Below are 18,774 nucleotides of genomic sequence, written 5' to 3'. Positions count from 1 at the left end.
GGATGTCTGCGGCACGTGTCGGGCGAGACGCCTCCCGTCGACTGCCCGGTCGTCCCTCAGCCGACCTGGGGTCCGGCCGGGCGGCCGGCCCGCACACTCCAGCGTCCGTCGACGCGGGTCAGGCGGATGGGGTGGTCGAAGCACTCGCTGACCTGATCACTCGTCAGGACCGCGTCGGCCGGGCCGCGGGCCAGACAACGCCCGTCACGTAGCAGCATCACATGGGTCGTACCCGGAGGAAGTTCCTCCAAATGATGGGTGACCAGGACCGATGCGAGCTCCGGATAGGTTTCCTGAAGCGTGTCGAGCCGTTCGATGAGCTGCTCGCGGCCGGCGACATCCAAGCCGGTCGCGGGCTCGTCGAGGAGCAGCAGTCGCGGACTGGGCATGAGCGCCCGAGCGATCAGCGTACGGCCGCGTTCGCCCTGGGACAGGGTCGGCCAGCGTGCCTCGCGGCGGTCACCGAGGCCGAGCAGGCCGATGAGGCGGTCGGCCATGGCAGCCTGCTCGGGCGTCGGGTGCCAACGGGGAACGCGCTCGACGGTGTTGGTCAGTCCGGTCAGTACGACGTCCTGGACCTTGAGGGGCGAGTTCAGCGGATGCCGGGGGTCGACGTGGCCCACGTAGGAGCGCAGTTGCCGCAGGTCGACCCGTCCCAGCTGGTGGCCCAGCACTTCCACGATGCCGTGGGTGGGGTGGATGAGGGCTCCGAGGAGAGCGAGCAAGGTGCTCTTGCCCGCGCCGTTGGCGCCGAGCAGCGCCCAGTGTTCGCCGGCCTGTACGGTCAGCGACGCCTCGCGCAGAATCGCCTTGCCCTCGCGGACCACGTCCACGTCCTTCACCCGCAGGACCGGGGCCGCGTTCACGACCGGGCTTCCTGGGCTCGGTTGACGGCGGCCATGACCGCGTGGACGGACGAGGTCAGGACCGAGGTGTCCCAGCCGGCCCCCCAGCGGGTGACGCCGTCCACCCGGCACTCGGCGTAGGCGACGGCGGGGCTGCCAGGACCGCTGGCGGTGGCGTGTTCGGTGTAGCCGAGGATGTCGACGGTGATGCCCGCGGTGCGGAGGGCATCGGTGAGAGCGGACAGCGGCCCGTTCCCGGTGCCCCGGCAGGAACGCTCCTGCCCGTCGGTGCGCAGCGTGCAGCTGAACCGGTGCTCGCCGGGAGCGGTTTCCGCCGTGTTCCAGGCGACCAGCGTGACGTCACCGTCCTGAGCCGGGACGATGTAGGTGGTGCGGAAGAGCTCCCACAGGTCTTTGGAGGAGAGCTCCCGCCCGGTGGCGTCGGTGACCTGCTGCACCGTACGGGAGACGTCCGGACGCATCGCCTGGGGCAGGTCCAGGCCGTGGTGGGTGTGGAGCAGGTGGGCGACACCTCCCTTGCCGGACTGGGAGTTGATGCGGATGACTTCTTCGTACGTGCGCCCGATGTCGCCCGGGTCGATGGGCAGATACGGCACCGCCCATGGCGCCTGTTCGACGGAGAGCCCCGTCTCGGCGGCCTGCTTTGCGTGCTGGGCCAGGCCCTTGGCGATGGCGTCCTGGTGTGTGCCGGAGAAGGCTGTGTGCACGAGATCGCCGCCATAGGGGTGGCGCGGGTGGACCGGCAGCCGGTTGCAGTGCTCCACCACCTCGCGTACCGCGTCGATGTCGGAGAAATCGATCATGGGGTTCACGCCCTGTGCGTACAGGTTCAGGGCCAGGGTGACGAGGTCGACGTTCCCGGTCCGCTCGCCGTTGCCGAACAGGCAGCCCTCCACGCGCTGCGCCCCGGCCAGCACGGCGAGTTCGGCGCAGGCGACTCCGGTGCCACGGTCGTTGTGCGGGTGCACCGAAAGGATCACGGACCCGCGGTGTGCCAGGTGGCGGTCCATGTACTCGATCTGGTCGGCGTACACGTTGGGGGTGGCGATCTCCACCGTGGCCGGCAGGTTGTGGATCACCGGTCGGTCCGGGCTCGCTTCCCACAGTGCGGTCAGGCCGTTGCACACCTCCAGGACGAAGTCCGGTTCCGTGAGGTTGAAGACCTCCGGGGAGAACTCGAACCGGATGTCGGCACCCGGCTGTTCCTCCGCGCGCCGCATCAGGTGAGTGGCGGCGTCCCGGATCAGCGCGTGGACCTCGGTGCGGGAGCGGCCCAGGACCACGTCCCGCCACGTGGGCGCGGTGGCGGTGTAGAGGTGGACGACCGTGCGGGGAAGCCCTTCGACGGAGGCGACGGTCCGGTCGATCAGGTCCGGGCGGGCCGCCGTGAAGACGGAGATGGTCACGTCGTCGGGTACGGCGCCACTGCGCGCCAGGTGCCGTACGAAGTCGAAGTCGGTCTGGCTGGCGGAGGGGTAGCCGACCTCGATCTCCTTGAAGCCCATCGTGACCAGGAGGTCGAACATCCGGCGCTTGCGCTCGGTGTCCATCGGTTCGGCCAGCGCCTGGTTGCCGTCCCGCAGGTCGACCGGTACCCACAGCGGAGCCTGCTGGAGTCGGCGCGCCGGCCAGGTCCGGTCGGTCAGGGGCAGGGCGACCCGCGCATCCGCGGGCCGGTATCGGTGGTGCGGCATCGCGCTCGGGCGCTGAGGGTTCCATCCTGGCGCGTCCGCCGGGATGTCACCGGACGGAGTGCGCAGGGTGGGAAACGCCATGGTCTCGAAGGGGGAAGCCATGAGGGCGGAACTTCTTTCAGTCGGTCATCCGGTGACCGGCGCAGCCCGACACCCGCTGCGGGGGGCCGGTCGCGTCAGGCCCCGCAGCGGCAGACGAGGAGAAGAAGATCGCGCAGCGGCATGCCGGGTACAGTAACGGCCATTCAACTCCTCAGACAACCTGAGGAGTTCAGGAAGGTGGATGTCACATGTCACTTGGCGCCTTGCGGCCGTCGCCGTTGGTGGAGCAGGCCGCCGAGCGCCTGCGCGAGCAGATCTCCGGGGGCGACTGGGCCGTTGGCACGAAACTTCCCGGCGAGACCTCCCTGGCCAAGTCCCTCGGCGTAGGACGGTCAACCGTCCGCGAGGCACTCCGCGCGCTGGCCGGGGCAGGGCTGGTCCAGGCGCGCCAGGGCTCCGGTGTGTTCGTCATCGCGACCCGGCCCAAGGAGGACTGGTCCGCACGGCTCCGTCAGGCAGCCATCACCGACGTCTACGAAGTGCGCATGCTCTTGGAGGTCGAAGCCGCTGAGCTGGCCGCGCAACGCCGCACCGACGACGATCTCGCCGCCCTCGACGCCGCCTTGGCCAAGCGCCGTGACGCCGCGACCGGAAGCGACGAGGAGTTCGTCGACGCCGACATCGCCCTGCACGCGGCGGTGGTCGCCGCGGCCCACAATCCGGTACTGACGGCCTTGTTCACCGAGTTCGTGCCTGCGCTGCGACAAGGGCTGATCGATCTCGTGGAGCTTCTAGGACTGCGTTCCGGTGACCCGAACCACGGCGACGAGGGCCACGCCGCGCTGGTGGACGCTGTCGTGCGGTCGGACGCCGAGGCCGCCGGGCGCACGCTGAGGGACGAGTTGAGGCAGACACTCGCCCAGCTCCACTCCCTCTGACCCCCTTGCGGAACCGAGCGAGCCTGGGAGTATCAGGGCCACCCTGCGCCACACATACGGGGCTACCGTCGAATCATGGACAGCGACAACCTCCTTGGACAGTTCCTCCGAGCCCGCCGTGGACTGGTGCGGCCCGAGGATCTGGGCATGCCCGCCGGCGACCGGCGCCGGGTCCCGGGTCTGCGCCGGGAGGAAGTGGCCATGCTGGCAGGGCTCAGCACCGACTACTACGTACGTCTCGAACAGGGGCGGGAGCGTAACCCCTCCGTACAGGTGCTCGACGCCCTGGCGGGTGCCCTGACGCTGGACGGCGACGCGATCGCCCACCTGCACCAGCTGGCCCGGCCGCTGCCCGCCAAGGGGCGCCGGAGCACGCGCGGCCCCCGGCTCGGCCCGGGTCTGCTGCGGATGCTGGACAACTGGCCGAGCACCCCGGCCGTGATCCTGGACCGCTGTATGACGGTCCGGGCCCACAACCCGCTCGGCGAGGCACTGTTCGCCGGCCACACCTACAGCGGGGACCTGATGCGCCTGGTCTTCCTCGATCCCGATGCCCGGGACTTCTACCCGGACTGGGACCGGGTCGCCGTCAACACGGTGGCCGGGCTGCGTGAGGCGGCGGGCGCGGACTTCGACGATCCCCAACTGATCGAGGTGGTGGGCGAACTGTCCCTCAAGAGTGCCGTCTTCCGCAGGCTGTGGGCACGCCACGACATCCGTCGGAAGAGGCGGGAGACGAAGCGGTTCCACCACCCCGTCGTCGGCGAACTCACCCTGGACTACGAGTCGTTGACCGTCAACAGTGCGCCGGGGCAGCAACTGGTCGTCTACCAGGCCGAACCCGGCAGCCCCTCCGAACACGCGCTGTCCCTGCTGGGCAGCCTGACCGCCACGAAGACCCGGGAAACGGCGGAGTCGGCGCAGTCGGCGGACCACCCTGCCGGCGACGCCTGAACGGCCCGCCCCACCGCCATCCCGTCGCTCCCTCCCCGAGCGCGCCCCCACGGCGCTCCATCGGCCATGCCCGCAGGTGCCGAGAGGCACCCGCGCGGCCTCGGTGAGCCGGCGCCACCCACACCACGCACCAACCTCGGCACGACGCTTCCACAAACAGCCATCCCCACGGACAGCCCTCCCCACGAAGGGACATGTCACCCATGTCTGCCAACACCGCGCCCGTCTGGTTCATCACGGGCTGCTCCACAGGTCTGGGCCGTGCCCTGGCCACCGCTGTGCTCGAACGCGGCTGGAAGGCCGTGGTCACCGCCCGCGATCCGCGAACGGTGGCGGACATCGTCTCCGGCCACGAGGACCGGGCCCTGGCCCTTGCCCTCGACGTGACCGACAGCGCCCAGATCACCGCTGCCGTCAAGGCGGCCACCACGGCCCTCGGCCCCATCGACATCCTGGTCAACAACGCCGGATACGGATACCTCGCCGCCCTGGAAGAGGGGGAGGACGACCAGGTCCGCGCCCTCTTCGACACCAACGTCTTCGGCCTCGTGGACGTCACCCGGGCCGTACTGCCGGGCATGCGCGAGCGGCGCGGCGGCCACATCGTCAACATCTCGTCCCTCGGCGGCCTCGCCGCCTTCGGCGCCACCGGTTATTACCACGCCACGAAGTTCGCCGTCGAAGGCCTCTCCGAGTCGCTCGCCGCCGAAGTCGCCCCGCTGGGCATCAACGTCACCATCGTCGAACCCGGAGCCTTCCGCACCAACTGGTCCGGCCCGTCCATGCGTCAGTCCTCGATCCGGATCGAGGACTACGCGGCGACCGCGGGAGCACGGCGCAAGAGCACCCTGGACACCTACGGCCACCAGCCGGGAGACCCCGAACGCGCCGCCTCCGCGATCATCGACGCCGTCGGCGCGGAGAACCCACCGCTGCGACTGCTCCTGGGCAAGGTGGCCCTCGACGTCGCGCTGGCCAGGCTCGACGGGCTGCGGACCGACTTCACCACGTGGCACGACGTGACCCTCAGCGCCGACTATCCCGACAACGACTGATCTGTACATGCCCGACGGGGCGGCCGCCGTCGGCGAGGGCGAAGTCCGCCATCGCCGACTCACCGTCCGACGTTCCCGTGAGTGGCCGGGCCCCCTGCCGCCGCCCTTTTCACACAACAGGAGACAGCCGACATGCCGAACACAGCCTCCCTCGACGACTACCGCCTTCTCGGCCGCTCAGGGCTGCGCGTCTCACCCCTCGCCCTGGGGACCATGACCTTCGGTGAGGAATGGGGCTGGGGCGCCGGACCCGACGAAGCGGCCGCGATCTTCGACCTCTACCTCGACCGGGGCGGCAACTTCGTGGACACCGCGGTCAACTACACCGACGGAGCGGCCGAACGCCTGCTGGGCCGCTTCCTCAAAGGCCGTCGTGACCGGGTCGTACTCGGCACCAAGTTCACCATGGCCCTGGAGCCGGGCAACCCCAACTCCGGCGGCAACCACCGGCTCAACATGATCCGGTCGGTGGAGACCAGCCTGCGACAGCTGGAGACGGACCGTATCGATCTCCTCTACCTGCACGGCTGGGACTTCACCACGTCCTCCCAGGAGGTCATGCGCGGCCTGGACGACCTCGTGACCAGCGGCAAGGTCGTCTACGTCGGTATCTGCAACACGCCGGCCTGGCGCATCTCCGAGATGCAGACCATGGCCGACCTCCTGAACTGGTCGCCGTTCATCGCCCTTCAGATCGAGTACAGCCTCATCCAGCGCACGGTCGAGCACGAGCTGATTCCCATGGCCGAGAGCAAGGGGATGGGCGTCGTGCCGTGGTCGGCGCTGGGCGGCGGCGTTCTGACCGGCAAGTACAGCCGGGACGACCTGGCCGGCGGCAACGGCCAGGGCACCGCGTCCGGTTCCCGCAAGGGGGTCATCGAAGCCTCCGGCAACCTGACGGAACGCTCGCTCGCCGTCGCCGACGTGGTGCGCGAAGTGGCCGCCGACCTACGCGCCGAGCCGGCGCAGGTGGCGCTCGCCTGGACGCTCGCCAACCCGGCGGTGACCTCGCCCATCATCGGCGCCCGCACGCTCGCCCAGGCCGAGAAGAACATCGCCGCCCTCGATGTGGTCCTGACCGCGGAGCACCTGGAGCGGTTGAACGCGGCCAGTGCTCCTGAGCCGATCTTCCCGAAGGCGTTCATGGACCGGCCACTGACCAAGGGCCTGGTCTTCGGAGGCGCCAAGGTCACCACCCGCGGCTGAACCGTTCCACCTCCTGCTGCCCCAAGCCGCACCATCTCCCCCTGTGATCCCGCTGCCCGACGACCCGGACCGGCGCGCTTTCCGCCCCGGAGACCGCGGTCCGCACACCGACCGCTCCGACGCCGTGACACTCGGTCGCGCAGACAGCTCGGTTCGCCCACGGAGTGAACCAAAGCCGCTTCGACGCGCGTCTCAACTCTTCGATTGGGCCGAGGTGTACGACGTAAGGTGATCGGCCGTGCAAGGTTCGTTTCGGTTTATGAGGGGCTCATGCATATAGGGGACGGTGGCTCGTTGGGCGACCTCGTGGTCGCGGCGCGAGACCGGGCTTTCGCCGGACGGGTGGCGGAGCTGGCACTGTTCCGGTCCTCGCTGGCGGGCGACCCCGGCGGTTCGCCCGTGCTCTACCTTCATGGGCCCGGCGGGATCGGCAAGTCCACGCTCCTGAGGCGGTTCGCGCGGGAGGCGCGGGAGGCGGGGCGATTAGTGGTCGAGGTGGACGGCCGTACGGTCTCCGCGACGCCGGAGGACTTCGAGGAGGCCGCGGGAAAGGCGATCGGCGAGCCGGAATCGGTGCTCCTGGTCGACACCTTCGAGCACTGCCAGGGCCTGGAGCACTGGTTGTGGGAGAACTTCCTGCCGCGGCTGCCGCTGGGCGCGATCGCGATCGTCGCCGGACGGGCGGCCCCGGATCCGCGCTGGGTCGCCGACCCGGGATGGGCGGACCTGATGAAGGTGGTGCCGCTGCGGAACCTGGCCCGCGACGACGCGGCCGCCTTCCTGCGGGAACGCGGCGTTCCGGCCAGTGCACACCAGACACTGCTGTCCTTCACCGGCGGCAATCCGCTGGCCCTCTCGCTGGCGGCGGCGGTCGCCGTCCAGCAGAAGACGGACGGGACGCCTCGGGCGGACGACTGGTCACCTGGCCGGGACGTGATCGCGACGCTGCTGCCGCAGCTCGTGGGCGATCCGCCGAGCCGGCACCATCGCACGGCGCTCGAGGTGTGCGCCCAGGCCGATGTCACCTCCGAGGCTCTGCTCCGGGCGATGATGGGCGAGCCCGCCGCGGAAGTGTTCGCCTGGCTGCGCGCCCAGCCGTTCATCGAATCCACCGCGGCCGGGCTCTTTCCGCACGATGTGGTGCGCGAGGTGCTGGCAGCCGATCTCCGCTGGCGTGACCCGGACGGTTTCGCCGCGCTGCGCCGACGGATGCACCAGTATCTGCTCGGCCGGGTCCGGGAGGTGCCCGCTGCACAGGTGCTCCAGGCCATGCAGTCCCTGGTGTACCTGGAACGGGCCGCCGGTTCGATCACCGACACCCTTGTGTGGCATTCCGATGGCGCGGTGCGGGTGGCCCCCTGTTCTCCTGCCGACGAGAGCCGCGTGGTGGAGCTGGTAGACGAGGCGGAGGGTGCCGAGTCCGCCGCGATCGCCCGCTTCTGGCTGGACCGGCAGCCCGAAGCGTTCAGCGTCTACCGCTCGAACCGGTCCGATGACATCGTTGCCTGTTCGGCCTGGCTGGAGCTCAGCGGGCCGGAAGGGGCGGACGTCGATCCGGTGGTGGCCGCCGCCTGGGCCCACGCGGAGGCCGGTGCTCCCCTGCGAGCGGGCGAGCACATGGCCATCGCACGCTTCCAGGTGGACCCGCGTGCGTACCAGCGGCCCTCGGCCTCCATGAACCTGGTGATGTGGCGCGCGATGGGGCAGATCATCCGGGCCGACCGTCTCGCCTGGTCGATCGTGGTGATGCGGGACGACGGGTTCTGGAACGGCTATCTCGAGGACAGCGACATGGTGCCGGCCGACGCCAGGCCCGTGATCGGCGACCACAGGTACTGCCTGTTCGCCCAGGACTGGCGTGTCCAGTCCGCGATGGCGTGGGTGGAGGGAAGGAACGCCGCTCTGCAGGAGGGTGCGGCCGCCCTCACGTCTCCGGGCCGAACTCCGCGGGAGCGGGAGCGGGAGGAACACGTCGTGCTGTCCCGGCCGGAGTTCGACGCCGCTGTACGGGACGCCCTCCGCGCGCTGTGGTGGCCGGGCGAGCTTGCGGCCAATCCCCTCAACCGTATCCACCTGGTCGCGGAGCACGGCCAGAGCCTCCACGATGTGCTCCTGCGGGCCATCGACACCGTGCTGGAAGAGCGTGCCGGGGAAAAGCGCCACCGCGCCGTCGTGGCGACGTACAGCAAGGCCGCGCCGACCCAGGAAGCGGTGGCCAGGCGCCTCGGGATGTCCTTCAGCACCTACCGCCGGCATCTGACGGCCGCGGTGAAGCGGATCAGCGATGTGCTGTGGAGTCATGAACTGAGCGGGACGCCGATCGTTCCGGTCAGCCGCGACCTGTCAGCCGGCCGGGACCTGCCGACAGAGCGGTGAGGCCGTGCCCGCCGCCCGAGTGGGCGGCACCACGCACACGGGCTTCGGCGGCTAATCCGGAATGCGGCCCCGTGTCTCCCACTGCCACACCCGCTCGCGCACCTCGTCGACCGCCCGTGCCAAGTGCCTGCGATAGGTGCTGAACGCCATGTTCAACCGTCGTGCCACGGCTTCCTGAGTGGACGACGACTGGAACGTCATCGTGAGTACCGCATGCAGGTGCCGCGTACGCGGATTGGCCTCCAGTCGCTGTACGGCTTTGCCGATCACCTCCCGCAGGGCCTCCACGGGGTCGTCACCACCGTGTGCTTTCACCAGTCGGCAGCGCAACAAGGGGTTGTCCACGAATCCGTCGGGGTCGAGCCAGGACCGCAGCGCATCACGGACCGCGGCGTCCGACTCCTCCCGGGTCAGGGGCCTGACCCGGGTACTCGGCTCGTCGGCCGGCTTGCCCGGCGGTCCGCTGAGCAGTTGTGCGTCGATGCCCTCCGCCCATTCGTCCACGTGCACCGCGCGCCAGTCGTGGCAGAACAGCCTGTAACCGGGGTCTGTATCTGTATCTGTATCTGAGTCCGTGTCCGTGGCGTCGCGCGGCAGTTGGAAGTGATCCATGTACGTCATGAGCGGCTCCCAGAAGTCCGGCCGCGTGATGACGACGCAGGACCAGGCGCAGTTCCTCGCCCGCAGCAGCTCGAAGATGATGCGGATGTGCACCAGATCCCATGAGCGGGAGGGGCGTTGATGGGTAGCCGGGTGAATCATGAAGCGTGCCACACCGAGGTGCTCACCCTGCCGCACAGGAGCCGTCGCGGACACGGACTGCCATGCCTCCGCCACGACGGGGTCGGCGTCCCGGATATCGTCGTCGAGCGCGTCGATCCGTAACCAGGCCATGAAACCCAGTAGTTCTCCCGAGCTGTACCGGCGGTGCACCCGGAATGCCTCCGGCTGACGCCTGAGCCAGAAGGCGACGGTCCTGGCGCTCTCTTCGCCCTCGGTCTTGTGTGTCAGCGCTATCAGGTCGTCGATGTCGTCCGGACGCAGCGGCACTTCGTAGGCACCGCTCTCGTCCCGGCCGCCGTGGTACTTCCTGATCCATTCCGCTCTGGAAATAATGTAGTTGTACGCGCCCGTGGCGCGCAGCGCCTCCTTCTCGGGGGCGTTGTGGATGCGGTCTACGAGATGGCGGCGCACCGTGCGGTGCATGGCTTTGTACCGCTCCGAATCGCGCCAGCGGAAGTCGCTGTCCAGCGAGTCGCGGATCACGTCGTGCGGGTACACACCGAAACGGCCCGAGCGTATGAAAGGCAACTGACGCAGCCAGGCGAACAGTTCGGTGGCGTCCTCGCCGGGCAGGACGGCACGCAGCAGGTCCTCCGTGGTGTCCAGCGCATGGCCGCACACCTCAAGGGCACGCCGGTGTACGGGAGACGGGATCTCTCCGACGAGATGCGACAGCAACTGTTCGACGACGGTACGTGAGGGGGTCCAAACAACGTTGTCATTCGTCTCGTGCGCGGCTACCTCGGCGGCCAGCCGCAGAGCGAGCGGATGGCCCGCGGCGAAAGCGAGGAGCTCGGCGTGCAGCGTCGGGTCGGCGCCCTGCGAGGCGAGCAGCGCTGCCGACTCCTTGGGGCCCAGTTCCTTTAGGGGGGCGACCTGAAGCACCTCGCTCCACCCGAGGTCGGCCTTCCAGAGGGGATCGGGCGGCAGCCGGCCGGCGAGCACGACCAGCACGCCCGTCGGTAACCGGGGCAGGAACCGGTCGCGAAGCCAGTCCTCCATGTCCCGGTAGCGCTCGAAGCCGTCCACCAGCAGGACAGGGCGTTCCACGGCGAAGACCTCTGCCGCCGCTTCCTCGAAGGCGGTCGGGGAGGGGTCGGTCATGGAGGCGTCGATGTTCACCACGGGCCGGCCCATGGAGCGTGCCTCCGCGGCGAACCGGTGCAGCAGAGCGCTCTTCCCGATGCCTCCGGGCCCGTGCATCACGATGACCAGGGGTGAACCGGGCCTACCGTCCAACGCGCCACGGAAAAGGGCGATTTCATCTTCCCGGCCGACGAACATCCGCATCCGGGCATGTGCCAGCTTGTCGGCCAGCAGACCGCCAGAGGCGGAAACTTCCTTCGCCATGCCGTTGTCTCTCCTCTTTTCATGGTGCGAGAGCTGTGGCCCGGCCAGGATCGGGTACGCCGGACCGGTTCACATTCCGGCAACTGTATAGGAGCAGGCGGGTGCCAATTCCAGGCGGCGCACCCGCAGTTGACGCCGTAAGCCGATGGCGGTCCTATTCAGAAACTGTCCAGAACCTGCTCACTTCGAAAAGCGCGAGCCCGGCGAGACAGAAACAGACCCGGGGGGCGGAAAGGAGTGGTTCCGCCCCCCGAGTCTGTGCGGGCCTGTAATGAGCCGCATCGCATACGGCGTCAGTCGAATCAGTCGAAGGTGAATCCGTACTTGTCGGCGACTGCGGCCATCGCCTTCATGTCGACCTCGTTGAGTGGAGGGCCCACCTTTCCGCGTCCCCGCGGTGATTCGCCGTTGGTCTGCGTCGCCCTCAGCAGCGTGGTGTAGGTGTCACCCACGAGGTGGACGGGCTCGCCGCCGTCCGGCGGAACATGCACGGGGGAAGGTGCAGGGAGACGTGGTCGGAGTCTGGCAAGAGTGATCACCCGGGCAACACGTCACCAGGTGCTCAATGTTGTGCTCACCCGTGGCTGGTACCCGGCGCCTGGCGCCGGCTTGCGAGTGCCCGTGGCGCGGAGTTGCCTCAGCGCAGTGTCGCCTCGATCACCGAAAAAGGTGAAGGTGTCGGCAGGATGCGGTCGAGCGTGAATCCCGCGTCGCCGAGGAGTGTTTCGTACTCGTCCGCAGTGCGTTCACGGCCCGTCAGCATGGCCAGCATCGTCAGGTCGATCATCTTGGCGAGATGCGGCGCGTCTCCCGCCGGCAGAACGGCCTCGATCACCACGAGCCGGGCTCCGGGGTTCGCGGCCCGCGCGATCGAACCGAGCAGCTTGCCGCACGACGCGTCGTCCCAGTCGTGCAGGATGTAGGACAGTACGTAGACGTCGGCGGTCGGCACAGCGTCGAAGAAGTCGCCCCCGACGACCTCGACACGGTCCGCGAGGCCCCGTGCCCGCAGCGTCTCGTGTGCGTCGGACACGACGTGCGGCAGGTCGAAGACAACGCCGTGACGGTCCGTGTCGCGGCCGAGCAGTTCGGCCATGACGGTGCCGTCGGCGCCGCCGACGTCCGCCACGAGCCGCCCCTCGGGCAGGGTGTACCCGTCGAACATCCCGGCCCGCAGGCCGCCCGTCACGTTCGCCATGGCGCCGGTCAGCAGCGCGGCGCGCTCAGAGTCCTCGGCCAGCCACTCGAAGAAGGGTTTCCCGTACAGGATCTCGGCGGCCGGCTTCCCTGTCCGGACAGTGCCCAGCAGATCGTTGAACGGCTGGTAGTGCGTCTCCATCCAGTACAGGGCAGCGTCCCGCAGCGAGGCAGGGTGCGATGCTGACAGCAGCTCGCCGAACGACGTCACCTCGACCGTGTCGTGCTCGCCGTGGCGGAACAGGCCGAGCGGTGCGAGTGTGCGCAGGAGGCGCCGCAGCGCGTCCTCGTCGGCGCCGGTCTCCTCCGCGAGGCGCCCGATGGGCCGGGACCCCTCCGCGAGCTTGGTGGCGACGTCCAACTTGGCAATGACGTACAGCGCTTGGGAGACCTGGAAGCCCGCCAGCAGCTGAGTCATCAGCGTGGCCTCGGACGAGGTCGGAGGTGCGGCTCCGATGGCGTCGCGCGTTTCGATGGTGCTCAACTCGTCTCATCTCCAGGAATTACCGGGCACGCGTGTTGGCGCTGTGCCGGTGACAGGTGCTGCGTCGGGGCTCCGACAGACCTTTCCAGCACCTGGGCAGCGTGGTAACCGCAACTCCTGCTCAAACAGTGCTCATGCCTGCCCACCGCGAGGCGGTCCAGGTGCTCCCACGCGCAGTCCGTCCATGACGAGGTCCAGCAGTCGGTCGGCGCGTGGTTGCCAGTCCCCGTGGGGATCAATCTGCCAGAGGCCGGCGATGGCGAGGAGGAAGTCGTCCCCGGTCAGCCCCGGACGGATGGTGCCCGCCTCCTCGCTGGCGCGGAGCAGGAGTTCGGCGGCTGCGGTCACCGGGGCGTGTCCCGGTTTGGCCGGGGTCCCCGGTGCGCCGGTGGCCTGGCGGATGGCGTCCGCCATACCGGCCTTGGTCATGGCGAACTGGGCAAGGCGGTCCATCCACTCGCGCAGAGCCTGGTCGGGTTCCCGGGTCCTGAGCAACTGGGCCGCGGTATCGGCGACCTGCTGCATCTCGTGGCGGTAGATCTCCAGTACGAGTGCCTCGCGGTTGGGGAAGTTGCGGTAGAACGTTCCCTGCCCGACACCCGCCTTCTTGGCGATCACGCTCAGCGGGGCGTCCGCGGAGCGTGTCAGCTCGGCCAGTGCCACCTCCAGGATGCGCTCGCGGTTTCGTTGCGCGTCCGAGCGCAGGGGTACGTCCTTCTTCTGCCGCACTCGTCCTCCTGGCGGGCTCGTGGCCAAACCCGGTCTTGCTAAGCGGACAGCTGTCCGTTAGGTTTTCCCAGTAGCGGACAGTTGTCCGCTTAGAGTCCACTATAGCGGCGGATGCGGCCGAAGCGCCTCTTCTGATCCGGCAGCCCTGCCGGATCCCCTCCATGTACTCCGGATTCGCGAAAGAAGGCTGATCGTGGCCCAAGCCCCAGCCCCGTCGTCGACGACGACGTCCAGCGTCATCACCTTGAACATCAACGGCGAGAAGCACACGCTGCCCGTCGACCACCGCACCACGCTGCTCGACGCGCTGCGCGAGCGGCTCGATCTGACCGGCACCAAGAAGGGCTGCGACCAGGGCCAGTGCGGTGCCTGTACGGTCCTGCTCGACGGCCGCCGGGCCGTGGCCTGCCTGCAGTTGGCGGTGGCGGCCGAGGGCCGCGAGGTCACCACCATCGAAGGCGTGGCCGACGGCGAGCGGTTGCATCCGGTGCAGCAGGCGTTCCTCGATCTCGACGGCCTCCAGTGCGGCTACTGCACGCCGGGGCAGATCTGTTCGGCCGTCGCGGTGATCGAGGAACACGCCGCGGGCTGGCCGAGCGCCGTCACCGACGACGTCCGGCCCGAGGCCGAGCCGTCGCCACTGAGCGCCGACGAGATCCGCGAGCGGATGAGCGGCAACCTGTGCCGCTGCGGCGCGTACGTATCCATCGTCCAGGCGGTCGCCCGCGCGGCCGCGGTCGAGGGGCAGACCCGAAGTCGCGCACTCTCGGGACGCACTCAGGAAGGCAGGGCGGCATGAGGGAGTTCGGATATCAGCGCGCGATCGACGTGTCCAGCGCGGTCGCGCTGCTCGATGCGGACCCGGACGCGCGCTTCCTCGGCGGCGGCACCAATCTCGTCGACCTGATGAAGACCGGCGTCGAACGGCCCGCCCGGCTCATCGATATCCGCGAATTACCCCTGGACCGCATCGAGTCGACGGCGGACGGCGGCCTGCGCATCGGCGCGACCGTCACCAACAGCGACCTCGCCGCGCATCCCGAAGTCCGCCGCCGCTACCCGGCGTTGACGCAGGCGGTGCTGGCCGGTGCGTCCGGGCAGTTGCGCAACATGGCCACGGTCGGCGGGAATCTGCTCCAGCGCACCCGCTGCGGCTACTTCGCCGATGTGACCAAACCCTGCAACAAGCGTGTCCCCGGCAGCGGTTGTGCCGCCATCGAGGGCGAGCACCGCAACCACGCGATCCTGGGCGCCTCCACGCACTGCGTGGCCACCCACCCCTCGGACCTGGCCGTCGCACTCACCGCCTTCGACGCCGTCGTCCGCTACGAAACAGCGGACGGGCCGGGGGAGCTGCCGCTGGCGGAGTTCCATCTGCCGGTGGGTGACACCCCGCACATCGAGACCGCCCTGCCGCCGGGGGCGCTGATCACCGGCGTCACCCTGCCCCCGGCCCCGGTCGCCGCTCACTCCCGGTACCGGAAGGTGCGCGAGCGCGCCTCGTACGCGTTCGCGATCGGCTCGCTCGCCGCCGCGCTGGATGTCCGCGACGGTGTCGTACGCGAGGTGCGTCTGGCGTTCGGGGCGGTCGCGTCCCGGCCGTGGCGGGCCCGGACGGCCGAACGGATGCTGACCGGGGCACCGGCCGACGCCGAAGCGTTCGCCGCCGCCGCGGACGCCGAACTGGCGGCTGCCGAACCCCTGCGCGACAACGGATACAAGGTGACACTGATGCGCAACCTCGTGGTGGCCGTGCTGACCGAACTCACCGAGGAGGCCACCCGATGACGACCACCACGCCCATCAAGGCCTCTGTCGGCACCGCGCACACCCGAGTGGAAGGCCGGGACAAGATCACCGGAACGGCCCGCTACTCGGGAGACATCCCCTTCACCGAACTCGCCCACGGCTGGCTGGTGTTGTCCACCGTCGCCCGCGGCCGCATCCGGTCGGTGGAGGACGCTCCCGTCCTCGGGATGCCGGGCGTGCTCACCGTCCTGCACCACCAGAACGCCCCGCGGGTCGACAGCGACTACATCGGCATGCTGGGTGCCCCGCCGGATCCGACCGTCGCCCTCTTCCAGCACGACCGGGTTCCGTTCGCGGGCTGGCCTGTGGCGCTGGTCGTCGCCGAGACGTCCGAGCAGGCCAGGGAGGCCGCCGAAGCGCTGGTCGTGACCTATGAGGAGGAGCCGCACGACGTCGCCTTCTCCGGCGGACGCCCGGACACGTACCCGCTGGACGGCCACCTGCCGCCGGCGGTGACGGGGAAGGGGAACCTGGAGTCCGAACTCGCCGCGTCCGCCGTCGTCCTGGACGCGGAGTACACCACGCCGCAAGAGCACCACAGCCCGATGGAGCCGCATGCGGCGACGGCCCACTGGGACAGCGGCCGACTCGACGTCGTCGACTCCAACCAGGGCGCCACCTGGGTCGTGGGCGATCTCGCGAAGCTGTTCTCGCTCGACCCGGCCTCGGTGCGGGTGCGGTCAGAACACGTCGGCGGTGGCTTCGGCAGCAAGGGGGTCCGCGCGCATCAGGTGGCGGCCGTGATGGCCGCGACCGTCCTCCAGCGCCCGGTCCGGGTCGTCATGACCCGCCGTCAGATGTTCTCGCTCGTCGGCTACCGGAGCCCCACGGTGCAGCGGATCAGGCTCGGCGCCGGCGCCGACGGACGGCTGCGCGCGCTGGAGCACCGCTCGCTGAGCCTCACCTCGGCCGTGCACGAGTTCGTCGAGCCGGGCTCCGTGTCGTCACGGGTGATGTACGACGCCGATGCGCACCACACGGTCAACCGGGTCGTACGGCTCGACGTGCCGACCCCGACGTGGATGCGGGCACCCGGCGAGACGCCGGGGTCGTTCGCGCTGGAGTCGGCGCTCGACGAACTCGCCGAGAAGTGCGGCATCGACCCGATCGCGCTGCGCGCCCGCAACGAGCCCGAGCGGGGGCCCGTGTCCGGGCTGCCGTTCAGCGGCCGCAACCTGCTCGCCTGCTTCAGGGAGGGCGCCCGCAGGTTCGGCTGGGCGGACCGGGATCCCCGTCCCGGCCTGCGCCGGGAAGGGCGCCTGCTGCTCGGCACCGGCACGGCGGCGGCGTCCTTTCCCGCGGGAGCCATGCCGTCGACGGCGGCCGTGACGGCAGAAGCGGACGACACCTTCACCGTGCGGATCAGTGCCTCGGACATCGGAACCGGGGCCCGCACCGCGCTCACCCTGCTCGCCGCCGACGCGCTGGAGGTGACACCGGACCGCGTCCAAGTACACATCGGAGACAGCGACTTCGGACCGGCGATGATCGCCGGTGGCTCGATGGGCACCCGATCCTGGAGCTGGGCGATCAAGATCGCGGCTGACGAACTGCGGGAGCGGCTCGCCCTGAGCACCGGTATCCCGCCGGAGGGAATCACGGTGCGGTCGGACACCGCCGAAGCCATCGGCGCCCTGGCCCCGAAAGAACGGCATTCCTTCGGGGCGCAGTTCGCCGAGGTCGCCGTCGACACCACCACCGGCGAGGTCCGCGTGCGCCGCATGCTCGGCATCTTCGCGGCGGGCCGGATCGTCAACCCGCTCACGGCCCGCAACCAGTTCGTCGGCGGCATGACCTGGGGCATCTCCATGGCCCTGCACGAAGAAGCCGTCCGGGACCAGGCATCGGGCGGCCTGGTCGGTGCCGACCTCGCGGGCTATCACGTCGCCACACATGCCGACGTACCGCTCATCGAGGCGGACTGGGTGGACGACCCGGACCCGGACGACCCGGTCGGGATCAAGGGCATCGGCGAGGTCGGCATCGTGGGCGCCGCGGCGGCGATCGCCAACGCGGTCTGGCACGCGACCGGCGTACGCCACCGCCACCTGCCCATCCGGCCCGACCGCGTCCTCATGGCGGGCGGGGGAGCGGCGGATACGGGAGGCCGGGATGCTTGACATCGCCGAGGAACTGCATCGCTGGGCCGAGCAGGGCCGGGACTTCGCTGTCGCCACCGTCGTGGCCGTCACCGGCAGCGCGCCGCGCGGCCCCGGCGCCGCCCTCGCCGTCGACAGCGCGGGCACGGTGATCGGCTCGGTCTCCGGCGGCTGCGTCGAAGGAGCGGTGTACGACCTCTGCGTCCAGGCCCTCCAGGACGGCGAGACCGTCCTCGAACGGTTCGGCTACAGCGACGAGGACGCCTTCGCCGTCGGGCTGACCTGCGGTGGGGTGATCGACATCATGGTCACGCCGGTCCGCGCGAATGCGCCGGAGCGGAGCGTACTCGCGGCCGCGCTGTCGGCCGCTGCCCTGGGCGATCCGGCGGCCCTCGCCCGGGTCGTCCGGGGGCCGGCCGAACTCCTCGGCCGGGCCTTGCTTGTACGTACCGACGGATCGTACGAAGGCACTCTCGGCGATCACGCGGAGCGGGACCGGACGGCGGCGGCCGAAGCCCGGGCCATGCTGGACGCCGGCCGGACCGGCACCCTGGAGGTCGCGGAGGACCGCTCGCAGTGCCCGGGCGGTCTCACGCTGCTCGTCGAGTCCAACGTGTCGCCGCCCCGCATGATCGTCTTCGGGGCGATCGACTTCGCGGCGGCGCTGGTGCGGGCCGGCAAGTTCCTCGGCCACCACGTCACCGTGTGCGACGCCCGTCCCGTCTTCGCCACCCGGGCCCGCTTCCCCGAAGCCGACGACATCGTGGTCGACTGGCCGCACCGCTATCTACGGCGCACCGCGACCGACGCCCGCACGGTCGTGTGCGTACTCACTCACGACGCCAAGTTCGACATCCCCCTGCTCACGGTCGCCCTGCGGATGCCGGTCGCGTTCGTCGGCGCGATGGGCTCACGCCGCACCCAGACGGACCGCGACCGGCGGCTGCGCGAAGCCGGCCTGAGTGACGAGGAGTTGGCCCGACTGCGTGCGCCGATCGGCCTCGACCTGGGCGCCCGAACGCCCGAGGAGACCGCCCTGTCCATCGCGGCGGAAATCGTCGCCGCCCGGCGGGGCGGGACAGGCCTTCCACTGACCGGCTCGCGGACACCCATACACCGCGACGGGGCAGAGCGGAGCGCCGCGGCGACCGCCTGACGGGCCGGGGCTTCTTCCCCCTCGCTGGACAGCCAG

Annotated in this window: 15 protein-coding genes; 9 read left to right on the top strand and 6 right to left on the bottom strand. The window is 70.0% G+C overall.

Going from position 1 to position 18,774, the window contains the following annotated elements; all coding sequences use genetic code 11:
* Positions 1-56: 56 nt before the first annotated feature.
* On the bottom strand, positions 57-866 hold the full coding sequence (locus AB0I18_RS20250; protein ID WP_363106904.1) for an ATP-binding cassette domain-containing protein: 810 nt from the start codon (positions 864-866) through the stop codon (positions 57-59).
* Positions 863-2,662, bottom strand: a complete 1,800-nt coding sequence (gene leuA / locus AB0I18_RS20245) for a 2-isopropylmalate synthase (protein WP_363106903.1) — start codon at positions 2,660-2,662, stop codon at positions 863-865. The genes AB0I18_RS20250 and leuA overlap by 4 nt, the downstream gene beginning before the upstream one ends.
* 188 nt (positions 2,663-2,850) lie before the next feature.
* On the opposite strand from leuA, the gene AB0I18_RS20240 reads away from it, so the two are divergent.
* The 5 genes from AB0I18_RS20240 (at position 2,851) to AB0I18_RS20220 (ending at position 9,131) form a co-directional block, all read left to right on the top strand.
* Positions 2,851-3,540, top strand: a complete 690-nt coding sequence (locus AB0I18_RS20240) for an FCD domain-containing protein (protein WP_363106902.1) — start codon at positions 2,851-2,853, stop codon at positions 3,538-3,540.
* Positions 3,541-3,615: 75 nt separating this feature from the next.
* Complete coding sequence (locus tag AB0I18_RS20235; RefSeq protein WP_363106901.1) at positions 3,616-4,494, top strand: helix-turn-helix transcriptional regulator; 879 nt, start codon at positions 3,616-3,618, stop codon at positions 4,492-4,494.
* A gap of 203 nt (positions 4,495-4,697) precedes the next feature.
* Positions 4,698-5,549 carry an oxidoreductase gene (locus tag AB0I18_RS20230; RefSeq protein ID WP_363106900.1) on the top strand — a complete coding sequence of 284 codons (852 nt, stop codon included), beginning with the start codon at positions 4,698-4,700 and terminating at the stop codon, positions 5,547-5,549.
* A gap of 132 nt (positions 5,550-5,681) precedes the next feature.
* Positions 5,682-6,755: an aldo/keto reductase gene (locus tag AB0I18_RS20225; protein WP_363106899.1), complete on the top strand. Its 1,074-nt coding sequence runs from the start codon at positions 5,682-5,684 to the stop codon at positions 6,753-6,755.
* Between the two features lie 270 nt (positions 6,756-7,025).
* Positions 7,026-9,131, top strand: coding sequence for an ATP-binding protein (locus AB0I18_RS20220; RefSeq protein WP_363106898.1), 2,106 nt, complete (start codon positions 7,026-7,028; stop codon positions 9,129-9,131).
* 51 nt (positions 9,132-9,182) lie between these two features.
* Here AB0I18_RS20220 and AB0I18_RS20215 read toward each other — a convergent pair whose 3' ends face one another.
* The 4 genes from AB0I18_RS20215 to AB0I18_RS20200 all read right to left on the bottom strand — a co-directional run bounded on the left by AB0I18_RS20215 (position 9,183) and on the right by AB0I18_RS20200 (position 13,674).
* Positions 9,183-11,264 carry an ATP-binding protein gene (locus AB0I18_RS20215; RefSeq protein ID WP_363106897.1) on the bottom strand — a complete coding sequence of 694 codons (2,082 nt, stop codon included), beginning with the start codon at positions 11,262-11,264 and terminating at the stop codon, positions 9,183-9,185.
* Between the two features lie 302 nt (positions 11,265-11,566).
* Complete coding sequence (locus AB0I18_RS20210; RefSeq protein WP_363106896.1) at positions 11,567-11,755, bottom strand: hypothetical protein; 189 nt, start codon at positions 11,753-11,755, stop codon at positions 11,567-11,569.
* 146 nt (positions 11,756-11,901) lie between these two features.
* Positions 11,902-12,945 (bottom strand): methyltransferase, encoded by a 1,044-nt coding sequence (locus AB0I18_RS20205; RefSeq protein WP_363106895.1) that lies wholly within the window; start codon positions 12,943-12,945, stop codon positions 11,902-11,904.
* Between the two features lie 132 nt (positions 12,946-13,077).
* Positions 13,078-13,674, bottom strand: a complete 597-nt coding sequence (locus tag AB0I18_RS20200; RefSeq protein ID WP_363106894.1) for a TetR/AcrR family transcriptional regulator — start codon at positions 13,672-13,674, stop codon at positions 13,078-13,080.
* 193 nt (positions 13,675-13,867) lie between these two features.
* Here AB0I18_RS20200 and AB0I18_RS20195 point away from each other — a divergent pair, with 193 nt between their 5' ends.
* The 4 genes from AB0I18_RS20195 to AB0I18_RS20180 are packed head-to-tail and all read left to right on the top strand — an operon-like array spanning position 13,868 to position 18,738.
* Positions 13,868-14,473 (top strand): 2Fe-2S iron-sulfur cluster-binding protein, encoded by a 606-nt coding sequence (locus AB0I18_RS20195; RefSeq protein WP_363106893.1) that lies wholly within the window; start codon positions 13,868-13,870, stop codon positions 14,471-14,473.
* Positions 14,470-15,462: a xanthine dehydrogenase family protein subunit M gene (locus AB0I18_RS20190; RefSeq protein ID WP_363106892.1), complete on the top strand. Its 993-nt coding sequence runs from the start codon at positions 14,470-14,472 to the stop codon at positions 15,460-15,462. Before AB0I18_RS20195 ends, AB0I18_RS20190 begins: the two co-directional genes overlap by 4 nt.
* Positions 15,459-17,603 (top strand): xanthine dehydrogenase family protein molybdopterin-binding subunit, encoded by a 2,145-nt coding sequence (locus AB0I18_RS20185; RefSeq protein WP_363106891.1) that lies wholly within the window; start codon positions 15,459-15,461, stop codon positions 17,601-17,603. The genes AB0I18_RS20190 and AB0I18_RS20185 overlap by 4 nt, the downstream gene beginning before the upstream one ends.
* Positions 17,596-18,738, top strand: a complete 1,143-nt coding sequence (locus AB0I18_RS20180; RefSeq protein ID WP_363106890.1) for an XdhC/CoxI family protein — start codon at positions 17,596-17,598, stop codon at positions 18,736-18,738. Before AB0I18_RS20185 ends, AB0I18_RS20180 begins: the two co-directional genes overlap by 8 nt.
* Positions 18,739-18,774 lie beyond the last annotated feature (36 nt).

Source organism: Streptomyces sp. NPDC050704 (assembly GCF_040654355.1).
Classification (GTDB): Bacteria; Actinomycetota; Actinomycetes; order Streptomycetales; family Streptomycetaceae; genus Streptomyces.
Note: the sequence above shows the minus strand (reverse complement) of the source record. Positions and strands in the feature narration are given on the sequence as shown.